The organism is Pyxidicoccus sp. M15 (assembly GCF_056858435.1).
On the sequence record NZ_CM166495.1, the window covers coordinates 176,772 to 195,356 of the forward strand.

Annotated in this window: 14 protein-coding genes; 11 read left to right on the forward strand and 3 right to left on the reverse strand. The window is 69.8% G+C overall.

The genetic code is table 11. From position 1 onward, the window contains the following. Positions 1 to 1,647 (reverse strand): DUF262 domain-containing protein, encoded by a 1,647-nt coding sequence (locus ACX9TP_RS00685; protein ID WP_482977745.1) that lies wholly within the window; start codon positions 1,645 to 1,647, stop codon positions 1 to 3. Positions 1,648 to 2,119: 472 nt separating this feature from the next. Between ACX9TP_RS00685 and ACX9TP_RS00690 the strand changes: the two genes are divergently transcribed. The 4 genes from ACX9TP_RS00690 to ACX9TP_RS00705 all read left to right on the forward strand — a co-directional run bounded on the left by ACX9TP_RS00690 (position 2,120) and on the right by ACX9TP_RS00705 (position 7,040). Then, positions 2,120 to 3,625, forward strand: coding sequence for a M20/M25/M40 family metallo-hydrolase (locus tag ACX9TP_RS00690; RefSeq protein ID WP_482977746.1), 1,506 nt, complete (start codon positions 2,120 to 2,122; stop codon positions 3,623 to 3,625). A gap of 97 nt (positions 3,626 to 3,722) precedes the next feature. Then, positions 3,723 to 4,850: a hypothetical protein gene (locus ACX9TP_RS00695; protein WP_482977747.1), complete on the forward strand. Its 1,128-nt coding sequence runs from the start codon at positions 3,723 to 3,725 to the stop codon at positions 4,848 to 4,850. Further along, complete coding sequence (locus ACX9TP_RS00700) at positions 4,847 to 5,620, forward strand: hypothetical protein (protein WP_482977748.1); 774 nt, start codon at positions 4,847 to 4,849, stop codon at positions 5,618 to 5,620. The genes ACX9TP_RS00695 and ACX9TP_RS00700 overlap by 4 nt, the downstream gene beginning before the upstream one ends. 205 nt (positions 5,621 to 5,825) lie before the next feature. Beyond that, positions 5,826 to 7,040 (forward strand): adenylate/guanylate cyclase domain-containing protein, encoded by a 1,215-nt coding sequence (locus ACX9TP_RS00705; RefSeq protein ID WP_482977749.1) that lies wholly within the window; start codon positions 5,826 to 5,828, stop codon positions 7,038 to 7,040. Between the two features lies 1 nt (position 7,041). On the opposite strand, the gene ACX9TP_RS00710 is transcribed toward ACX9TP_RS00705, so the two are convergent. Beyond that, on the reverse strand, positions 7,042 to 8,772 hold the full coding sequence (locus ACX9TP_RS00710) for an MDR family MFS transporter (RefSeq protein WP_482977750.1): 1,731 nt from the start codon (positions 8,770 to 8,772) through the stop codon (positions 7,042 to 7,044). 326 nt (positions 8,773 to 9,098) lie between these two features. Between ACX9TP_RS00710 and ACX9TP_RS00715 the strand changes: the two genes are divergently transcribed. The 7 genes from ACX9TP_RS00715 to ACX9TP_RS00745 all read left to right on the forward strand — a co-directional run bounded on the left by ACX9TP_RS00715 (position 9,099) and on the right by ACX9TP_RS00745 (position 17,515). Continuing rightward, a complete protein-coding gene (locus ACX9TP_RS00715; protein ID WP_482977751.1) occupies positions 9,099 to 11,189 on the forward strand; it encodes a lysyl oxidase family protein in 2,091 nt (696 codons plus the stop codon). 180 nt (positions 11,190 to 11,369) lie between these two features. Then, a complete protein-coding gene (locus ACX9TP_RS00720; RefSeq protein ID WP_482977752.1) occupies positions 11,370 to 12,524 on the forward strand; it encodes a cysteine desulfurase family protein in 1,155 nt (384 codons plus the stop codon). A gap of 246 nt (positions 12,525 to 12,770) precedes the next feature. Next, on the forward strand, positions 12,771 to 13,997 hold the full coding sequence (locus ACX9TP_RS00725) for an ABC transporter permease (RefSeq protein ID WP_482977753.1): 1,227 nt from the start codon (positions 12,771 to 12,773) through the stop codon (positions 13,995 to 13,997). Positions 13,998 to 14,012: 15 nt separating this feature from the next. Continuing rightward, entirely contained in the window at positions 14,013 to 15,233 is a 1,221-nt protein-coding gene (locus ACX9TP_RS00730) for an ABC transporter permease (RefSeq protein WP_482977754.1), read from the forward strand. Positions 15,234 to 15,383: 150 nt separating this feature from the next. Further along, on the forward strand, positions 15,384 to 16,001 hold the full coding sequence (locus ACX9TP_RS00735) for a hypothetical protein (RefSeq protein ID WP_482977755.1): 618 nt from the start codon (positions 15,384 to 15,386) through the stop codon (positions 15,999 to 16,001). Further along, positions 15,998 to 16,567: a hypothetical protein gene (locus tag ACX9TP_RS00740; protein ID WP_482977756.1), complete on the forward strand. Its 570-nt coding sequence runs from the start codon at positions 15,998 to 16,000 to the stop codon at positions 16,565 to 16,567. Before ACX9TP_RS00735 ends, ACX9TP_RS00740 begins: the two co-directional genes overlap by 4 nt. A gap of 51 nt (positions 16,568 to 16,618) precedes the next feature. Continuing rightward, positions 16,619 to 17,515 (forward strand): aspartyl/asparaginyl beta-hydroxylase domain-containing protein, encoded by an 897-nt coding sequence (locus tag ACX9TP_RS00745; protein ID WP_482977757.1) that lies wholly within the window; start codon positions 16,619 to 16,621, stop codon positions 17,513 to 17,515. 75 nt (positions 17,516 to 17,590) lie between these two features. On the opposite strand, the gene ACX9TP_RS00750 is transcribed toward ACX9TP_RS00745, so the two are convergent. Further along, positions 17,591 to 18,499 (reverse strand): hypothetical protein, encoded by a 909-nt coding sequence (locus ACX9TP_RS00750; protein WP_482977758.1) that lies wholly within the window; start codon positions 18,497 to 18,499, stop codon positions 17,591 to 17,593. Positions 18,500 to 18,585: the final 86 nt, after the last annotated feature.

The following is an 18,585-nucleotide window of genomic DNA, read 5'->3' on the forward strand; positions in this document are numbered from 1 at the left end:
TCAGTCCTCCTCGTCGTTGATGATCATCGATTGGAGGGAGGGGCGGTCCGATTCGTCCCAGCGTGCGCGTGCCTTCAGGAAGGAAACGGTGACCGCGTTCAAGGCATCCAGTCGCATGAGCAGGAAGTCTCGATGCTGACCCTCCTGGAGGAGCCTGATGCCTTCCAGGGTGAGGGCGTGGCTGGCGAGGGCCTCCGGTCCTGGCGTGTGTGCGGTCTGGATTGCGCCCCTGGCGTCAGTGTCTGGCATGGGAGGGTGGAAGATGAAGTTGGCCACCGTCAACTGCACGAACGGCATCGACACGGTTTGTTGCGGCTGGAGCGTCAACACGTTGGGGAGGATGGGATGGAAGGCGGACCGCCCTGCTTGCTCGAGCATGGCTGCCACGTCCAACGGCGCCCCCGTCAACAGGTGCCTGGGGTGAAGCGAGAGCAGCGCATTCGCGTCGACGATTCCGATGACGCTGTCGAGGGTGAAGAATCGAAAGCTCGGGAGCTGTTGCTCCAAAGGCCGTGGCAGCGTGGGGACCTGCGCCAGGAGTTGCTGGACAGCGAGCTCTTCGTCCGAGGCGTCGAACGAGATGGCGACGCTTTCAGGGACGAGGAGATTGCTGATGAATGCAATGGTTCGCCGCCAGAGCCAGCGGCCCAGCAGCTCGCGCGAGCGCGGCGAGGGCTCGGGGTGCAGGTGGAAGAACCGGGCAAGCAGATAGAAGGAGATGATTTCGGGCAGGAGCAGGAGGTGCGGAATGCCTGCGTCACGCTTGAGGAAGACGATGGTGCTCTGGAGCGCCCGCTGCGTGGCCTGAAGCGTTTCCGTCAGGTCATCTTCCTCACGGAACTGCCCCTGGAAGTCCTGGGTGAAGTCGAGTCCCTGCACCGCGAGCACCGAGCGGAGCATCATGGACTCGGTCAGCGTTCCAAAGCCGAGTGCTCGCAGGTCTTCCGCAAGTCCTTTCAGCGAAGTGGGGCGCGAACCCGCCGTGCCTCCATACAACGCATTGAAGACCTCGGTCTGGCTGAGAGGATGCCCCGCCGTATTCAGACGCTTGAAGATGATGCGAAGGGATTTCTCTTCCGCGTCTTCGACGACGTAGGCGGGAACCTGGTACTCGCGGATGGCCTTGCCGATGCGGATGGCCCGCCGCGTGTGCTCCGGGTTCTGCGCGCGTCCGGGATAGCGGTCCAGCCACTCCAGCAACAACTCACTGTCCAGAACGACCCTCAGCGGCAGCCAGTGCGGGGGGACCTCACTGTTGGCGTAGGGCACGACCTCTTCCGTTTCCAGGTCGTAGAAGAGGGCGAATCCATCGGGTGCCGCGTCCGCGGGATGGAGCAGCACACGAGTCAACGCGGTGATGCGCTGCTGCCCGTCCACCACCCAGAGCGCCTGACTCGTGGATGGCGCGTCGATGCGTACAGGGCCAAACGTGACGCTCGCCGCAGGCGCCTCACGCTTCCAGAAGAGCAGCGTGCCGATGGGATAGCCCCGGTACACGCTGTCGAACAGGTCCCTCACATCCTCCGCCGTCCACTTCAGCGGGCGCTGGAAGTCGGGGATGCGCACCTCTCCGCGCCGGACCCGGTCCAGCAGGTCCTCAATGCTGAAGGCCGTCGCTTGCGGCCGCCGCGTCAGGGTCGAGGGCATGGCTCACCTACGGACGGGCTGTAACACGGCCCCCGACATGGCTCCCGTTTCGTGTCCTGTCGCGTTGACGGGGCTGCTGAACCCCGGGAAAGCCGTGATCTGCGGGCCCGCAAACACCAGAAGTGTAAAGTTCCCGCAATTTGGAACCAGAACTGTTCGTTTGTGCGCCTGGAGGGGGAGGGTGCTTGACGCTCGCTCGAAGGGCCTTCAGAGTGCCTGACACGTTTCCTCTTCGGAGTGAGACGCGGCGGCGGTGAATGCCTCCCCCAAAAGCAGCACCGCCGTGGAAGTCCCAGTTGAGCCCCGCGCGCCGCGTTCCCCCTCTCGGCGCGCGGTGGCCCCTGGGATTCCCCAGCTCCTCGCACCCACGCCTCCCGGCCAGCCGTCATGGACGCACACCGTGCGCGAAGGCCATCTCGCTTGCGAGCACCCGGTGACTTGCGGAGAGTGGGCGCCTCCTTTGGAGGTCCTCTTGCCAGTCGCTTCCTTCGTCCTGCCTGCCTCCCTCGCGCTCCAGCTCCTCTCGGGCGCCGCGCCGGCCGTTGCCGCGAAGCCCACCCTCCCGCCTCCCACGCGGCCCCCGGCCGCCTTCATCAAGAAGCCCGCCGCGCCCGTGTACTCGCAGGCCACCGCCGACCAGCTCATCGGCCCCGCGCTCACGGAAGGCCATGCCTACGCGCGCCTCGCGGAGCTCACCGACGGCATCGGCCCGCGGCTGTCCGGCACCGAGGCCGCCGAGGCCGCCGTGCAGTGGGCCGTGCGCAGCTTCAAGGAAGACGGCGTCAAGGTGTGGACCGAGCCCGTCAAGGTGCCGCGCTGGGTGCGCGGCGAGGAGCGCGGCGAGGTGCTCGCCTCGGAGCGCACGCGCGGACACCCGCTCACGCTGCTCGCCCTGGGCGGCAGCCCGCCCACCGCCCCCGGCGGCCTCACCGCCGAGGTGGTGGAGGTGACGTCGCTCGACGCGCTGGCCGCGCTCGGTAGCTCCGTGAAGGGGAAGATTGTCTTCTTCAACCACAGCATGTCCGTGGCCGCCGACTACGGCCGCTTCGCCGGGCTGCGAGGCCGTGGGCCCGCCGTCGCCGCGAAGGCCGGCGCCGTGGGCGCGCTGGTGCGCTCGCTGGCCACCGCGTCGCTGCGCACGCCGCACACCGGCTCCACGCGCTTCGAGGACGGCGAGCCGAGCATCCCCGCCGCCTCCATCACCACCGAGGACGCGGACATGCTCCACCGCATGCTCGCTGGCGGGCCGGTGCGGGTGAAGGTGGTGCTCGGCTGCTCCGAGCTGCCCGACGCGGATTCCTCCAACGTCATCGCCGAGATTCGCGGCCGCGAGAAGCCGCAGGAAATCGTGCTCATCGGCGCGCACCTGGACTCGTGGGACGTGGGCACCGGCGCGCATGACGACGGCGCCGGCGTGGTGATGGTGATGGAGGCCGCGCGCCTCATCGCGAAGCTGCCCAAGGCGCCGAGCCGCACCGTGCGCGTGGTGCTCTTCATGAACGAGGAGAACGGCCTGCGCGGCGGGCGCGCGTATGCGGAGGCCCACGCCGCGGAGCTGCCCAAGCATGTGGGCGCGATGGAGATGGACTCCGGCGGAGGCCGGCCCATGGGCGTCAGCCTGCGCGCGGGCGCGGGGGGCCAGGACCTGGTGCGCCCGTGGCTGAAGCCGCTGGTGGCGCTGGGCGCGTCCAACTTCTCCGCGCGCGAGGCGGGTGGCGCGGACATCAGCCCCCTGCTCCCCGCGCGAGTGCCCTTCTTCGGCGTGGAGGTGGACAGCAGCCGCTACTTCGACGTGCACCACACCATGGCGGACACGCTGGACAAGGTGGACCCGCAGGACCTGGCGCGCAGCACCGCCGCCGTGGCGTGGCTGACGTACGCGCTCGCGGAGATGCCGGGCACGCTCCTGCGCCCGGAGCCGCCCGCGCCGCCCTCTGGTGCACCCGCGGCCGTGCCGCCGAAGGCCTCGGCGCACTGAGTTCCACGCGTGGAGTATTAATTATGTCGATACTCAGGGGGCGGCGGACAAAAACCCCCCTTTTTGTCCGCTGAATCGTTAGTATCGACATAATTAGATGAACTCAGAAGCCGCCGATCTTCGCGAGATTTTCTTGAGAACCGGCTTTTCGCTGCCACGTGGCGTAGAGCTGCTTCTTCAGGACACCTTCATGGTTCCCCGACCCGGACCGGGGGGGCAGTCCGTCTACGACATCGCCGAGGTCCGGCTGCCCCAGGTCCGCGTGCCGGTGGTGATGGCCTATCGCGCGCCCTTGTTCCCGACGGATGTGCGGTTGGTTCGTGAGCGGCTTATCGCCGCGGACGAGAAGCTGCGGCTGAGCGGTGGGACGGCTCGGCTCCTGCCGGCGTTTCGGGTGCCGATGATCGTCACGGACTCCGCGTCATCCCAGGTAATCGAGGCCTGTGAGCGCGAGGATGTCGCCTTGCTCGACCAGCGGGGGACGTTCTTTCTCCGCGCCGGCAGCACCTTCATCAAGGTTCAGGGGCACGAGCCGTCGAAGCGGCGTCCTCGCGAGCCCCTCTTCCATGGCAAGGGTGCCAGGGTTGTCCGAGTCCTTCTTCAGTCTCCAGGGGACGCCAGGACGGTCCGCGCGCTTTCGGAGCAGACGCAGACCAGCTACGCCTATGCACACGGAGTGGTCCACAGGCTCGTCCTGGATGGGTATGTCGAGCATGTGAACAGGAGGGCCGGGTTCCGGCTCCGCGACCCGGTGGGCCTGCTGCGAGCCTGGCTGCGGAGCGGCGAGAAGACCGCCATCACCGTGGACGGTTTCAATGCCCGCTCCACCGAGCCTGAATCACTCCTCAAGGGGTACTCGGCACTGAAGTCTCAGGGAGTTCAATGCATCTACACGCTGGCTAGTGCATTGCTACCCGAGGAGCGGTTCGTGTCGGGGCTTCCGCACGGTCTGTACCTCGCGGGCTCCATTGATGCGGCCATTGCCGCATTCGGATTGCGGCGCATGACACCGCACAACTTCTGGGTGCTTCGTGCGGAGGTCGCCGCCGAAACTGAAGCTGGCGGCATCTACTACGCCCCACGGCAGCTGCCTCATGGACCCGGTGTGGCGCTCCCCCAGTTGGCCGTGGACTTCCAGCGCATCGGTGGCCGGGGCGCGGAGCAGTCGGAAGAGCTGGTCCAGCGCTTTGCTCGGGAGCTTCCGATATCGGCCGAGGCCCCATGACGGATGCAGAGAAGTTCGAGGAGATCCTCCGCGAGCTGGGCGAGCTGTTGCTCCACTTGGCAGACCTCTCGTCGAAGGCCGTGCTCATCGGCGGTCAGGTGCTCGCATTGGAGTCACTTCGGCGTGGAGGTCCAGGGGTCATCGCCATCAAGACGGACACGGGTACGGAGGTCGACCGGGGGTTCTCCTTCGAGCCGGACCTGCTCTTCGACCTGGATGGCACTGAGTTCATGGCGGAGCGTCTGCCCGAGGTTCTCAAGCTGAGGGGCTACTCGCGGAGGACGCGGGACTTCCGCTGGTCAAAGATGCTGCAAGGCGGGGAGATGCACCTCGACCTTTTTGCGCCCGCGGACGTCGATCGGTCGCAGCTTCCGACTCCCATGACGCCGCTTCCGGATGCCTCGTTGGCGGTCCGCCGGAGTCAGCGAGTGTCCCTGACTGTGGGAGGCACTCCCTTGAGCATCCTGCTGCCGGACGCCGTGGGCTTTCTCGCCATGAAGGAACGGGCCAAGCGCGAGCATCGGCCCTCCGCGACCAAGGACTGCTTCGACATCTTCGCGTACGTGAAGCTCATCGGCCCGGAGTCCGTGAAAGCCTCGTTGGAGCAGGCTGGTCCGGAAGGCCGCCTGCTCCGGGACAGGCTGAGGAACCTCTTCTGGAGCGACACCGCGCCGGGTGTACAGGACGTCATGGCCAATGCCTCCAGCCTCGAACAGGCAGACCGGGAGCTCCTCGCCCAGGCAGCGGTGGATCTGTTCTCCGAGCTTTGACGAGCTGCAAGTGCCTTGCGTGGCGGTTCTACTCGCCGTTTTCCCTGAACTTCCGTACGACCTGGAATGCCCCTGCCTGCCTGGCCCCTATGCGCCGGCCCGCATCGCTCGCGCCCGGGTGGGTTCGGTGGAACAATGACGCGGTTCTGGCGGCGGCTCCCGTCGGGCAGGGGCCACCGTGACAGTGAATGCCGGAGACTCGCGGATGATGCGCGGACAGCAGGCCCTGACGGGCCCGGACGTCGCGGGATGGCTCGTGTCGGAAGCGCGGAGCGTGGACAGCCCGGCCTCGCTGCTCGAGGGCCTCTGCCAGCGCCTGCTCGCGCAGGGCGTCCCGGTGGCCCGCGCCTCCATTTCCCTCTTCACCCTGCACCCGCTGCTGCATGCCCGCAGCCACCGTTGGCGCCCCGGACAGCGGGCCACCACGGACATGCACCCGCACGGCCTCCAGCACCTGCCCGGCTTCGCGCTCAGTCCCTTCAAGTCGCTGCTCGACGGCTCGCCCGGCATCCACCGCCGCCTGGAGGAACCGCCCGCGCCGGACGACTTCCCGATGTTCGCCGAGCTGCGCGCGGATGGCCTCACCGACTACCTCGCGCTGCCGGTGTGCTTCAGCGACGGCGCGCGGCACGCCGTCTCCTGGGCCACCTCCGTGCCCGGCGGCTTCACGGACGCGCACCTCGCGCTGCTCCACGGGTTGCACCCGCTGCTGACGCTCGTGCTGGAAGTCCTCGCGCGCAAGGACATGACGGGCGTGCTGCTGGACACGTACCTGGGCCGCGACACGGGCCGGCGCATCCTCCAGGGGCAGATTCGCCGCGGCGACGGCGAGACGACCTCCGCTGTCATCTGCCTGAGTGACTTGCGCAGCTTCACCGCACTGTCGGACGCGCTCCCGCGCGACATGGTGCTGGAGCTGCTCAACGCGTACTTCGAGACCATGGTGGGCGCCTTCCACGCGCACGGCGCGGAGGTGCTCAAGTTCATGGGCGACGCGGTGCTCGCCATCTTCCGCATCGACGCGGACTCGCCGGTGGAGGAGCGCTGCGAGGCCGCCGCGCGCACCATTCGCGAGGCCATGGCCGCCAGCACCCGAGACAACGCCGAGCGTCGCCGCAAGGGCCTGCCCGCCTATGAGTTCGGCGCCGCGCTCCACGTGGGCGACGTCATGTACGGCAACATCGGCGCGTCGGACCGGCTGGACTTCACCGTCATCGGCCCGGCGGTGAATCTCGCCAGCCGCATCGGCGGGCTGTGCGCCGCGCTCAATGAGACCGTGCTCCTGTCCGAGGCCTTCGTCTCGAACTTCCGGGGCGGCACGCGCGACCTGGGCCAGCACGCGCTCAAGGGTGTGGGGATGCCCGTGCGCATCTACTCGCTCGAGGCCGCCGCCGGCTCCCAGGCGCTCACCGCCGCCTGAGTCACTCCCCTGCCGCAGGCGCGGGCCCGCGTCCCCGCCGCAAGGGCTGCTCCGGCAGGAAGAGCGTCACCAGGAACGTCAGCAGCGCGATGAGGATGGCGACGCGGTACACCGCCGACACGCCGCGCGTGAAGGACTCCTTCACCGCCTGGTGGGCCCGGTCCACCGACTCCAGCGCGCGGGCCTCCTCCGCATCCACCCGTGCGCGCTCCTCCGCGCCCACCCGGCGGCGTTCGGCGTCGAACTCCGTGCGCAGGCGTGCCTTCACGGCCTCGCCCTGGAAGCCCTCTGTGGGGGCGTTGCCCTCATTGCTCGCGCCTGGAACCGTCACCGCGACCTGGGCCCGCACGGACTCCGGCAGTCCCGCCGTCGCCTCGGGCAGACGCGTGCCCAGCTCGCGTGACAGCGTGGCCGCGAACACCGTGCCCAGCAGCGCCACGCCCAGCGTCATCCCGAGCTGCCGGAAGAACGTCGCCGCCGACGTGGCCACGCCGATGCGCTGCGGAGGCACCGCGTTCTGGATGGCCATCGTGTAGAGCGGAATCGACGGCCCCAGGCCCAGGCCCACCAGCACCATCTTCGCCGTCACCTCGGCCTGGGTGGACTCGGGCGTCAGCGTGAAGCCCATCACCGCGAAGCCCACCATCAGCAGCCCGAGCGAGCCGAGCAGCAGCACCTTGTACCGTCCCAGCTTCGCCACCAGCTGCCCGCTGAGCACGTTGCCCGCCACCACCCCCAGCGTCAGCGGCATGATGGTCAGCCCCGAGCGCGTCGCCGACAGCCCCACCACGTTCACCATGAACAGGGGCAGGAAGACGACGCCCGACAGGAACGCCGCGCCGATGATGAACACCGCCACGTTCGCCGTGCTGAAGGCCCTCAGGCGGAACAGCTTCAGGTCGAGCAGCGGCTCCTTCGCGCGCGTCTCCACCCAGAGGAACAGCGCCGTCCCCACCACGGCCAGCGCGAACAGGCCCAGCACCCGCCACGAGCTCCATGCCTGGTCGCCGCCATCACCCTGCCCCAGGCTCAGTGCCAGCAGCAGCGGCACCACCGCCAGCGCGAGCGAGACTGCGCCGGGCAGGTCCAGCCCTCCGCGCGCCACGCCCGGAGGCCGCAGCTTCGGCATGCGCAGCAGCACGAGCGCCAGCGCCACCACGCCCACCGGCAGGTTGATGAAGAACACCCAGTGCCAGCCGAAGTGGTCGGTGATGAAGCCGCCCACCAGCGGGCCCACCACGCTGGACAGGCCGAACACCGCGCCGAAGAGGCCCTGGTACTTCCCGCGCTCGCGAGGCTCGAAGAGGTCCGCCACCACCGCCAGCGCCGCGGTGAAGAGCGCCGCGCTGCCCAGCCCCTGCACCGCGCGGAAGACGATGAGCGCCACCGTGGACCGGGCCACCCCGCACAGGAAGCTGCCTGCGAGGAAGATGAGGATGCCCACCGCCAGCACCGCGCGCCGGCCCAGCAAATCCGACAGCTTCCCCCACACCGGCACCATCATCGTGGACGCCACCATGTATGACGTGGTGAGCCACGCGTAGAGCGACGCGGGGATGTGCAGGTCCGCCTGGATGGACGGCCCCGCCGTCGCGACAATCGTCTGATCCAACGCGGCGAGCAGGAGGCCGAGCAGCGCCCCCAGCATCGTGAAGACCTTCTGTGCGCGGGTGAACGCGGGGAGCGCGGCGGACAGGGCGTCGGCGGAGGCTGTGGCGGCGGACGGAGCCATGTGGCGCGAGGGACGCCCGGGACACGGGCGCCGGGAGCAAAGGTGGGGATGCTCCCGGCCGAGGCCAATCACCCCGGCTGTCCGACTGCCTGGTTGCTGCCTCCAGCCTGTGCGGTTCTTCACCCTCGCAGCCGGGGTATGACGGGCCCGGCGTACGAGTGACCGCGGCGCATGTCGCACGAAAGGCTTTGGTGCGAGCGGATGCCTGTCATACGGCAAGCATCTGGAAGGGACAGTCTCTCGTGCGCGTAACTTGCCGCACACGTCGTACCAGCACGGCCGGGCTTCGTGCGACGTCCTCCCCACGACTCTCGAGGACAGCTTCCATGCGACCTTTTCGGACACTCATCCTCTCTTCGTTCCTGGCGGTGGCGCTCAGTGGCTGCCCGGATGACCCCGACGAGCCCACTCCCGACGCCGGAACGGATGCCGGCATCCCCGATGACGCCGGCACGCCGGATGCCGGTGAGCCCGACGCCGGTGCGCCGGATGCCGGTGAGCCCGACGCTGGCGAGCCCGACGCCGGTGAGCCTGACGCGGGGCCCGGGGATGCGGGCCCCGTGCTCTCCGAGGTGCCCCGGTGGGAGGTGAAGTTCGACCCCGGCTACACGACGGGCTGCTTCGGCCGCTCCGTCGCGCTGGGGGACCTGAATGGCGACGGCCAGAAGGACCTGGTGGTCGCCGCGCCGCCGTGCCTCACCACCACGAGAGACCCGGGCCGCCTGTCCATCTTCGCCGGCGAGGCGCCGTACTTCACGAAGCAGGCCCTCACCACGGTGATGAACTGGCGCAACACCAGCTCGGCCACCCGGGGCAACCAGATGGTGGTGTCCACCGGCAACGTGGATGGGGACGCATACGCGGACGTGCTCGTCTCCGGCCAGTACGGCGCGCTCGTCTTCAAGGGCCGGGCGGACCTGTCACAGGTCTTCGCGGAGCCGCTGTTCGTGGTGCCGGGCGGCGGTGTCTACAACAACGCCGTGCTCGCGGACGTCAACGGGGACGGGCTCGACGATGTGGTGAGTCTGCGGCAGACCCTGGTGTCCGTGTTCCGCGCCACGCCCGGTGCGGAGACGGGGCCCTTCACCCTGCAGACCCGCACGCGCAACCTCTTCTCCTCCAGCGTGCGGCGCGCGGGCGACCTCAGCGGCGACGGCGCGGCGGACCTCATCCTCATCAGCGGGGACACCTACGGCCTCTTCCTCGGGTGCAAGGCGGACAGCACGTACGCGTGTGATGGCTCCCTCTCGACGGGGCCCACCTGGTTCGTGGTGTCCCGGACCATGTCCCTCCTGTCCGACATGAACGGCGACGGGCAGCCGGAGCGCTTCCAGAGCCCGGGCGGTGGCTCGATGAACCTCCACCTGTCGGACGCGCAGGCGCAGGGGGCTTACGCAGCCACGCCCATCTGGTCGGCGATGGCGGACCCGGTCTTCTCGAATCTCGGCCTGGTCTCGGCCACCGTGTCGGTGGGGGACATGGACGGAGACGGCCAGCGCAACGACTTCGTGATGGGCTCGGACGGCAAGCTCTACTTCTTCTCCCCGGCGGAGGGGGTCTCCGCCGAGCTGAAGCCCGTGTGGGCCTGGCCTCGCGCGGACAGCCTTCCCTCCGGGTACGAGGGCTTCCACCGCTTCGCCGTGCTGGCACCGGGCGACCTGGAGCAGGACGGCTTCGATGACCTGGTGGTGGGCGCGGCCCCGCCGGCTGGCCTCGTCGCGGGCCCCGCCGGACGCGTGGCCGTCTTCGGCGGTGGCGCGGTGCCCGCCGCGCCCACGGCACCGCCGCACCTGCCCGCGGTGTCGGCGTGTGGCCTCCAGCTGGACCCGGAGAACGGCAAGCCGGACCTCACCGTGGACGCGGACGTGCTGGCGCGCTCGCTGTACGTGGAGCGGCGCACCTTCGCGGCGGATGCGTGCGAGGTGCAGGAGGGCTGCGTGGCGGCCGGCGGTGAGCGCCGCCTGCTGCGCTTCAGCACCTCCATCGTCAACCTGGGCAGCGCGCTCGCCAGCGTGCCCAACGTGGACGAGCAGCCGGACCTCTACGTCTACGACGCGTGCCACGGGCACGACCACCTGACGAACTTCGCGGGGTACGCGCTGCGCGACGCGCAAGGCAACGACGTCGTCGAGGGCCGCAAGCAGGGCTTCTACCTGGTGGACTACCACCGCCAGTGCTCGGACGCCGCGCCCTTCCTCCTCGCCTCCGCGCGGATGAGCATCTCCCCCGGCTGGTCGGACATCTACCTCGCGGACATCCCCTGCCAGTGGATTGACATCACCGACCTCACCGACGGCACGTACACGCTCCGCGTGGGCGTGGACGAGCAGGACATCATCGAGGAGGGCACCGCCCACTCCAACGAGGCGAAGCTCGAGGTCCGCATCCAGGGAGACTCCGTCTCCGTGCTCCCCTGAGCCTCCGGTGGCGCCTCACGCCGCGCCCCGCCTGCCCGGTGGACCGGAGCGTCCCCTCCGCTCCGGTCCACCGGCAGTCACCTTCGGCGAGGCGCAAAGCGTTTCCTCCCGACGAAGTGCTCGTCCTCGGGTCGCTGCAGGGAGACACGGCCACCGTCCTTCCGCCATCCTGCGGGGCGTATGAGCCCTCCCGAGCGCCCGCTGTACCTGGACCACAACGCCACCACTCCCATCGACGCGGAGGTGGTGGACGCGATGCTGCCGTACCTTCGCGAGGAGTTCGGCAACCCCTCCAGCGGGCACCCCTACGGACGCCGGGCCCGCGCCGCGCTGGAGGATGCCCGCGCGAAGGTGGCGGCCCTCATCGGCGCGAAGCCCGGGGACCTCCTCTTCACCTCCGGCGGCACCGAGGCCAACAACCTCGCCATCCGCGGCACCACCGAGGCCCGCGCGGAGCGGCGGCACGTCCTCACCTCCGTGATTGAGCACCCCGCCACGAAGCTGCCCTGCGACACGCTGGAGTGGCGGGGCTTGCGCGTGACGTGGCTGCCGGTGGACGCGGACGGGCGCGTGCGCGTGGAGGACGCGGCGCGCGCCCTGGAAGCGGCGGGCGCGGACACCGCGCTGGTGACGCTGATGCACGCCAACAACGAGACGGGGGTCCTCCAGCCGGTGGCCGAGGTCGCCGCCCTGGCCCACCGACACGGCGCCACCGTGCACACGGATGCGGCGCAGTCGGTGGGCAAGGTGCCGGTGGACGTGGAGGCGCTCGGCGTGGACCTGCTGACGCTGGTGGGCCACAAGCTGCGCGCCCCCAAGGGCGTGGGCGCGCTGTACGTGCGGCCGGGCACGCCGCTGCGGCCCTTCGTGCTCGGCGGCGGCCAGGAGCGGGGCCTCCGGCCGGGGACGGAGAACGTGCCCTACGCCGTGGCCCTGGGCACCGCGTGTGAGCTGGCCCGCGTCCGGCTGGCGCGGGGCACCGCGGCGCAGGTGGCGCTGCGCGAGCGGCTGTGGGAGCGGCTGCTCGCGGAGGTGCCCGGGCTGGCGCTGAACGGCCATCCCACCGAGCGGCTGCCCAACACCCTCAACGTGCGCTTCCCGGGTGTGCGGGGCAGTGACGTGCTGGCGGCGGCGCCGGAGGTGGCGGCGTCCACCGGCTCGGCCTGCCACGAGGGCGGCGAGTCCGCCTCGCCGGTGCTGCGCGCCATGGGCCTGTCCGAGCCCGAGGCCCTGGGCGCGGTGCGCCTGTCCCTGGGGCCCGACACCTCCGGCGAGCAGGTGGACCGGGCGGCGGCGGCGCTGGCGGCCGCGTGGCGGAAGGTGGCCGGACGCTGAGTCCCGGGGCCGGACATCCCTGGAGCGCCGGTGGGCCGGGTGACGGCCGTGTGGCGGAAGGTGGCCGGACGCCAGGGGCCGGAGGGCCTACCCCGGGAATCCTCCTCCGTGTGAACAGGATCCGGACCCGGGGCATTTGCCCTGGGGAATGCCGCGTGCAATCACTCGTTCGCTGGCGCGTAGCCAGGGTGCCCGCCGGGGGTTTGTGCTCGGGGCGCAACGGTGCACCGGCGGAGAGGTCAACACGTGAGCTTCCGGGTCGATGTGTGGGAGGGCGGGCGGATTGCCCTGTTCTCGCTCCGTTCCAACCGCCTGCGGACGGTGCTGACGACGGTGGGAATCGGCGTGGGCGTGTGCACGCTGCTGGCCATCGTCGGCATCATCCAGGGCATCAACCGCTCCTTCGACGACCAGCTCTCGCAGATTGGCGCCAACACGCTGCAGGTCTCCAAGTTCCCCTGGACCATGGGCGGCAACTGGTGGGAGTACCGCAACCGCAAGGACCTGTCCGCGGACCTGGTGGGCCCCATCCTCGCCGCGTCCGAGCACGTGCTCGCCGCCGCGCCCATCTACTTCGACCGCGTGGAGGGCCGCTTCATGGACCGGAAGATGGCCGCGGTGACGATTGTCGGCACCACGCCGGACTACTCCACCGTGTCCTCCTTCGTCGTGGACAGCGGGCGCTTCCTCACCGACGCGGACCTGGACCAGCGCTCCTCGGTGGCCGTCATCGGCGCGGAGGTCGTGCGCGCGCTCTTCCCCAGCATCAACCCCATCGGCCACCGCATCCTCCTGGAGGGCAAGCCCTACCGCGTGGTGGGGACGCTGGAGGCCAAGGGCACCATCCTCGGGGAGAACCAGGACCTGGTGGTGATGGTGCCCTACCGCACCTTCCTCTCGCACTTCGGCAAGCGGCAGTCGCCCAACATCGCGGTGGCGGTGGACTCGCCGGAGCACGTGCTCGACGTGCAGGACGCGATTACCCCCGTGCTGCGCCGTGAGCGCAACACGCCTCCGGAGCTGGGTGACGACTTCGCCATCAACCGGCCGGAGCAGCTGGCCAACATGTACAAGCAGCTCACCGGCGCGCTCTACGGCGCGGCCACGGGCGTGGGCTTCATCACGCTGCTGGTGGGCGGCATCGGCATCATGAACATCATGCTGGTGTCGGTGCGCGAGCGGACGCGGGAGATTGGCGTGCGGCGGGCGCTGGGCGCGCGCAAGCGCACCATCATCCTCCAGTTCCTGATGGAGGCCTCGAGCGTGTCCGCGCTGGGTGGCACCATTGGCACGCTGGCGGGGCTGGGGCTGGCGTACACGGTGTCCATGATTACGCCGCTGGCGGCGGCGGTGCAGCCGCTCACGGTGGTGTTCGGCGTGGGCTTCGCGGCCACGGTGGGGTTGCTGTTCGGCATCTGGCCGGCGGCGCGGGCGGCGAACCTGGACCCGGTGGAAGCGCTCCGCCACGAGTGACGGGAGAGGGCGGCGATGAACGCAATCTGGGACACCCTGCGGCTGGCATTCGGGACGTTCGTCTCGAATCCGCTGCGCTCCTTCCTGACGCTCCTGGGCATCGTCATCGGAGCCACCACGGTGGTGGCGATGATGGGGCTCATCGAGGGACTGCGGAACCAGGTGAACGAGAGCCTGTCCGAGCTGGGCACCAACTGCTTCCAGGTGCAGCGGCTGCCCTTCGGCGGTCAGCTCACCCCGGCGCAGCTGGCGAAGCGGCCGCGGTTCACCGACGCGGACCTGGAGGCCATCCGTGAGCTGCCGTCGGTGCTGACGGCGGCGGGGGAGGACTCGAAGGGCGGGTTCAAGGTGTCCACGTCGCTGCGCGAGTCGCGACCGAACGTGAGCGTCTGGGCGGGCACGCCGGAGTACTTCCAGACGAACTCGGTGTCCCTCCACTCCGGACGGGCCTTCACGGACACGGAGTTCCTGGACCAGCGGCGCGTGGTGGTGATTGGCCAGGACCTGGCGGACACGCTGTTTCCCGGCCTGGATCCGCTGGGGCAGACCCTCCGCATGCAGGGGCGCAGCTTCCTGGTGATTGGGACGCTCAAGCGCAAGGGCGGCTTCCTGGGCGGAGGCAGCCAGGACAACAACGTGATGATGCCGCTGACGGTGTTCCGCCAGTTGTTCGGCGTGCGGGACTTCCGGGTGAGCATCCAGGCGCATTCGGCGGAGGTGGTGCAGCGCGCGCAGGACGAGGTGACGCTGCTGATGCGGCGGCGCCACGGGCTGAAGCCGATGGAGGAGGATGACTTCTTCGTGTTCTCCAACGAGAGCGCCACGGAGATGTTCAACAACATCTCGCAGGTCATCTCGGTGGCGAGCTTCGGCGTGTGCCTGCTGTCGCTGCTGGTGGGCGGCATCGGCATCCTGAACATCATGCTGGTGGCCGTGACGGAGCGGACGCGGGAGATTGGCATCCGCAAGGCGCTGGGCGCGAAGAAGCGGCGCATCCTCGCGCAGTTCGCCACGGAGGCGGTGGTGCTGTCGCTGACGGGCGGGGTGCTCGGCGTGGCGATGGGCGTGGGGCTGGCGCACCTGGCGAGGTGGGTGATGCGGCTGCCCACGGAGGTGCCCTTCTGGGCGGTGGCGCTGTCACTCGCGATGAGCTGCGGCGTGGGGCTGGCCTTCGGCATCTACCCCGCCGCGCGCGCGGCGAAGCTGGACCCCGTGGAGGCGATGCGGACGGAGTAGGAGGCCCGTTGCTAGACTGGCTCCATGCCGGCCGCCTGGAAGCGCTGCTGTCCTCTGGCCGCTCTGGGGTGCTCGACACCTCGAACCGTGGACCCCGATATCGTCAGGCCTGGTCCCGGGCAGCCCTTCCTCGAAAAGCTGCCGGGGCCGATGCTCGGGCCATTCGATTCCTACGCGGATGCGCTGCTCGCGGCGTGCTCGAAGATTCTCTCGAAGCCGCGTTCGAGCGCGGGACGCCTGGGCCACCAGGAGTCCGGCACGTTCTGGCGGGTCTCCAGTGAATACTGTGCCTGGGTCTACTACACGCCCGACGGCCAATACCGGGTGAGCAAGCTGACGGACCAGTCCGAGGTTGATCCGCTGCAGCGGAGCAAGACCTGCGTGCTTCCATCAGAGGTCGAGGATGCGCACCATCCCGCCGCCGACATCAAGTATGTGTACGCCCTTCACAACCACCCCTACGGCAGCACCCTGTCGAAGGGGGACATCCGGTTCATCGTCGCGGAGGGAGCCATGCATGGCTTCGAGTTCCAGAGCCGGAAGGGCGCTGTCCGACTCTCCATCGTCGCGTTCTTCTCCCATGATGCGGCGAAGCCGACCTGCGATGGATTCCATCAGTACGTTCCCGTGACGGGGCAGCTCATGAGCTGGAGCCAGACACGAGGCCAGTGGAGCTGTGAGCAGACGGGGCGGGTGGTGTGGAACGAGGACGCAACGGACTTCTACGTCGAGCCCGCCACGGCGCCCTGCTTCGGGGGTGCACCATGAAGAGGTGGCTCTTCGTCGTGGCGCTGTTCGCCGTGGGGTGCCCCAGGAACCCGGCGCCTCGCGTGGCGGTGCTGGAAGAGGACCGGTCGATTGTCTTTCCCGAGTTCTTCGAGCGGTTCGCACAGAAAGTGGGCGAGTCCCCCGTCATCTCCGAGCTGGATGGGGTGACCCTGCGAGCCATCAGGATTGCCGCGGACGACTTCCTCCCCTCGGACATCCAGGAGGGAGCGTGTTGGCAAAGGCGGACAGCGCACCGTTACCGGGTCATCCGCAGGGAGGACCTCATCTTTGTCCGGATTGATGTGGACCTGGCGGCTTGCGACCCCAGGGCGCTCCCCCTGGACTCGGGCGTGGAATACGCCATCCGTGCGGACGGACGCATCCTCCGGCGCGTCTTCGATGGTGAACCTGTCGCACGGTCAGGTGTGGTGATTCCTGATGCGGGCGAGCCCGCCGACGCAGGCGGGCCGGCGCTGACGCCACCCGTGGGCTCTACCTGGGGAGAGCCTTCGCCTTCCATTCCGCCGGGATGGTTGGACGGAGGCACGCCTTCACGCGCCCCATGACCTGGACGCTCCCAGCGGGGACGCGCTATGGCTTCCTTCCAAGGAGCCGCCATGTCCGACGAGTCCACCCAGCAGCTCACCGCGCAGGTGCGCCAGAAAATCGTCGAGCTGGCCACGCAGGGCGGGTTCGTCGACACCGTCCAGCGCGCCGGCCCCGAGCTGGCCCGCCTGGCGGAGTACTTCCGCATGCTGGCGGGCCAGGCGCCCCTGCCTCCGCCGATGCCGGGCCAGGCGCCCACCATCTTCCCGCCGCTCCCCGGCCTGGAGGAGCGGCCCTGGCGCGAGCTTCCCCTCCCCGCCGCCACCGCGCTCGAAGGCTGCCGCGCCGCCGTGGAGAAGGACCTCGCGCGCCTGGAGAACGCCGACCTGCTGCACTACGACTCCGGCATCGTCGGCACGGGCCGCTGGTCCGTGCACCCCGTCTTCTTCGCCGGTGAGCGCCTGGACCGCCTCTTCTTCCCCGGCCTGGAGATGGAGGAGACCGCCGCCGCCGTGCAGTCGCTGGACGGCGAGTGCACGGCCTTCCCCCTGGCGGACGTGCTCTTCTCCTCGCACGCGCCGGGCACCACGCTGACGCCCCACTGCAGCTGGGACGGCTTCCGCATGCGCCTGCACCTGGGCCTGCGGATTCCGGAGGACTGCGGCATCCGCGTCGGCACCGAGTCGCGTCACTGGGAGGAGGGCCGCGTGCTCGCCTTCCATGACTCGTTCGAGCACGAGACGTGGAACCGCAGCCAGCAGCGCCGCGTGGTGCTCATCGTCGACTGCTGGCACCCCGGCCTCACCATGCCCGAGCGCGAGGCCCTGCTGGCCCTGACGCGCAAGTTCGAGGTGCGCGCCATGCTCGCGCAGCTGCGCGCCCCCGAGCCCATGGCCCAGCAACTGCTGCTCCGCTTCGCGCAGGCCGAGCTGACCGACGCGCGGGTGCGCCGCTTCTGGCGCATGTGAACCGCAACATGCGAAGAGGCCCCTTCCGCGTGGAGCGAAAGGGGCCTCGGACGCTTCGGTGCGCGTACCGGACGGCTACGGGCGCGGGCCGCCGCCGGCCCACTGGTAGCCCAGCGTCGCTCCCGCGCCGATGATGCCCAGTGAGATGAGCTGACGCTCGGTCTTCAAGCGGGCGCTCGGCCCGGCCAGCTTCATCAACACGCCGTGGACGGCCACGCCCAGCAGCGCGCCCGCCGCCGCGCCTCCCAGCGCGCCGAGGTACGCGTCGCCCCGGTCCCTGCTTCCACCGAAGGCCAGCTCGCCCAGCCCCCACGTGCCGAGCGCGGCCAGCGGCGGCGTCAGCACCAGCCCCGCTCCGAACGCCGTCACCTCCAACTCCGTCCAGCGTCCACCGCTCGGCGTGGCGGGCCGGAAGAAGAGGAGCCGGGCCGGCACCGAGCCCAGGAGCATGCCCGCCGCGGTCTCCGATGCGGTGGCGGTCAGCCGCGTGTCTCCCCCCACGCGACTCGCGGCCCAGATGCCTCCGAGCGGCAGCAGCGTCAACCCACCGTGCGCCACCCAGGCCTCGGTGGACAGCGGCACGTCCTCCCCGTGCGACTGCGCGGGCACGCCGCTCATGCCGGGCAGCCGCGTGCCGCCCTGGCCGGAAGACGCGGGCTCCGGCGTCGCGCTCACCGGGACGGGGGGCGGTGCTTCCGCTGGCGCGCCGGTGTTGTGCGCCGCCGGGATGGGTGCTTCACACGAAGAGGGACCTGTCGAGCAGTCCGCTGGAGCCGGTGCCTCCGGAGCCGGTGCTTCGCGAGACTCCTGGATGGCCCGGGCCTCGGCCGTGTGCGGTTCCTCGGCGACGTCTGCTTCCTCCTCCGGCTTCGAGGCCGCGAGGGTGAAGGGGCGCTGTCGCAGTGGCGCATCGGAGGCCGCGTGGGCCAGGGGCGCCAGCAGGCACCCGAGCAACATCAGGGACACGGAAGAAGACATGGGCATACACGGGCCACACGTCCTCCGGCCTGGAGCACGGTGGGGGACAACGGTGCGCACGCCCCGCTTCTGCTTCCACCCTCCCGCGGCCT

What these genes read in the sequence shown, in the direction of transcription:
- ACX9TP_RS00695 (WP_482977747.1), top strand. Translation starts at nt 3,723, where the DNA reads ATGAACTCAGAAGCCGCCGATCTTCGCGAGATTTTCTTGAGAACCGGC.
- ACX9TP_RS00700 (WP_482977748.1), top strand. Translation starts at nt 4,847, where the DNA reads ATGACGGATGCAGAGAAGTTCGAGGAGATCCTCCGCGAGCTGGGCGAG.
- ACX9TP_RS00730 (WP_482977754.1), top strand. Translation starts at nt 14,013, where the DNA reads ATGAACGCAATCTGGGACACCCTGCGGCTGGCATTCGGGACGTTCGTC.
- ACX9TP_RS00745 (WP_482977757.1), top strand. Translation starts at nt 16,619, where the DNA reads ATGTCCGACGAGTCCACCCAGCAGCTCACCGCGCAGGTGCGCCAGAAA.
- ACX9TP_RS00750 (WP_482977758.1), bottom strand. Translation starts at nt 18,499, where the DNA reads ATGCCCATGTCTTCTTCCGTGTCCCTGATGTTGCTCGGGTGCCTGCTG.
- ACX9TP_RS00740 (WP_482977756.1), top strand. Translation starts at nt 15,998, where the DNA reads ATGAAGAGGTGGCTCTTCGTCGTGGCGCTGTTCGCCGTGGGGTGCCCC.
- ACX9TP_RS00705 (WP_482977749.1), top strand. Translation starts at nt 5,826, where the DNA reads ATGATGCGCGGACAGCAGGCCCTGACGGGCCCGGACGTCGCGGGATGG.
- ACX9TP_RS00685 (WP_482977745.1), bottom strand. Translation starts at nt 1,647, where the DNA reads ATGCCCTCGACCCTGACGCGGCGGCCGCAAGCGACGGCCTTCAGCATT.
- ACX9TP_RS00720 (WP_482977752.1), top strand. Translation starts at nt 11,370, where the DNA reads ATGAGCCCTCCCGAGCGCCCGCTGTACCTGGACCACAACGCCACCACT.
- ACX9TP_RS00735 (WP_482977755.1), top strand. Translation starts at nt 15,384, where the DNA reads ATGCTCGGGCCATTCGATTCCTACGCGGATGCGCTGCTCGCGGCGTGC.
- ACX9TP_RS00710 (WP_482977750.1), bottom strand. Translation starts at nt 8,772, where the DNA reads ATGGCTCCGTCCGCCGCCACAGCCTCCGCCGACGCCCTGTCCGCCGCG.
- ACX9TP_RS00715 (WP_482977751.1), top strand. Translation starts at nt 9,099, where the DNA reads ATGCGACCTTTTCGGACACTCATCCTCTCTTCGTTCCTGGCGGTGGCG.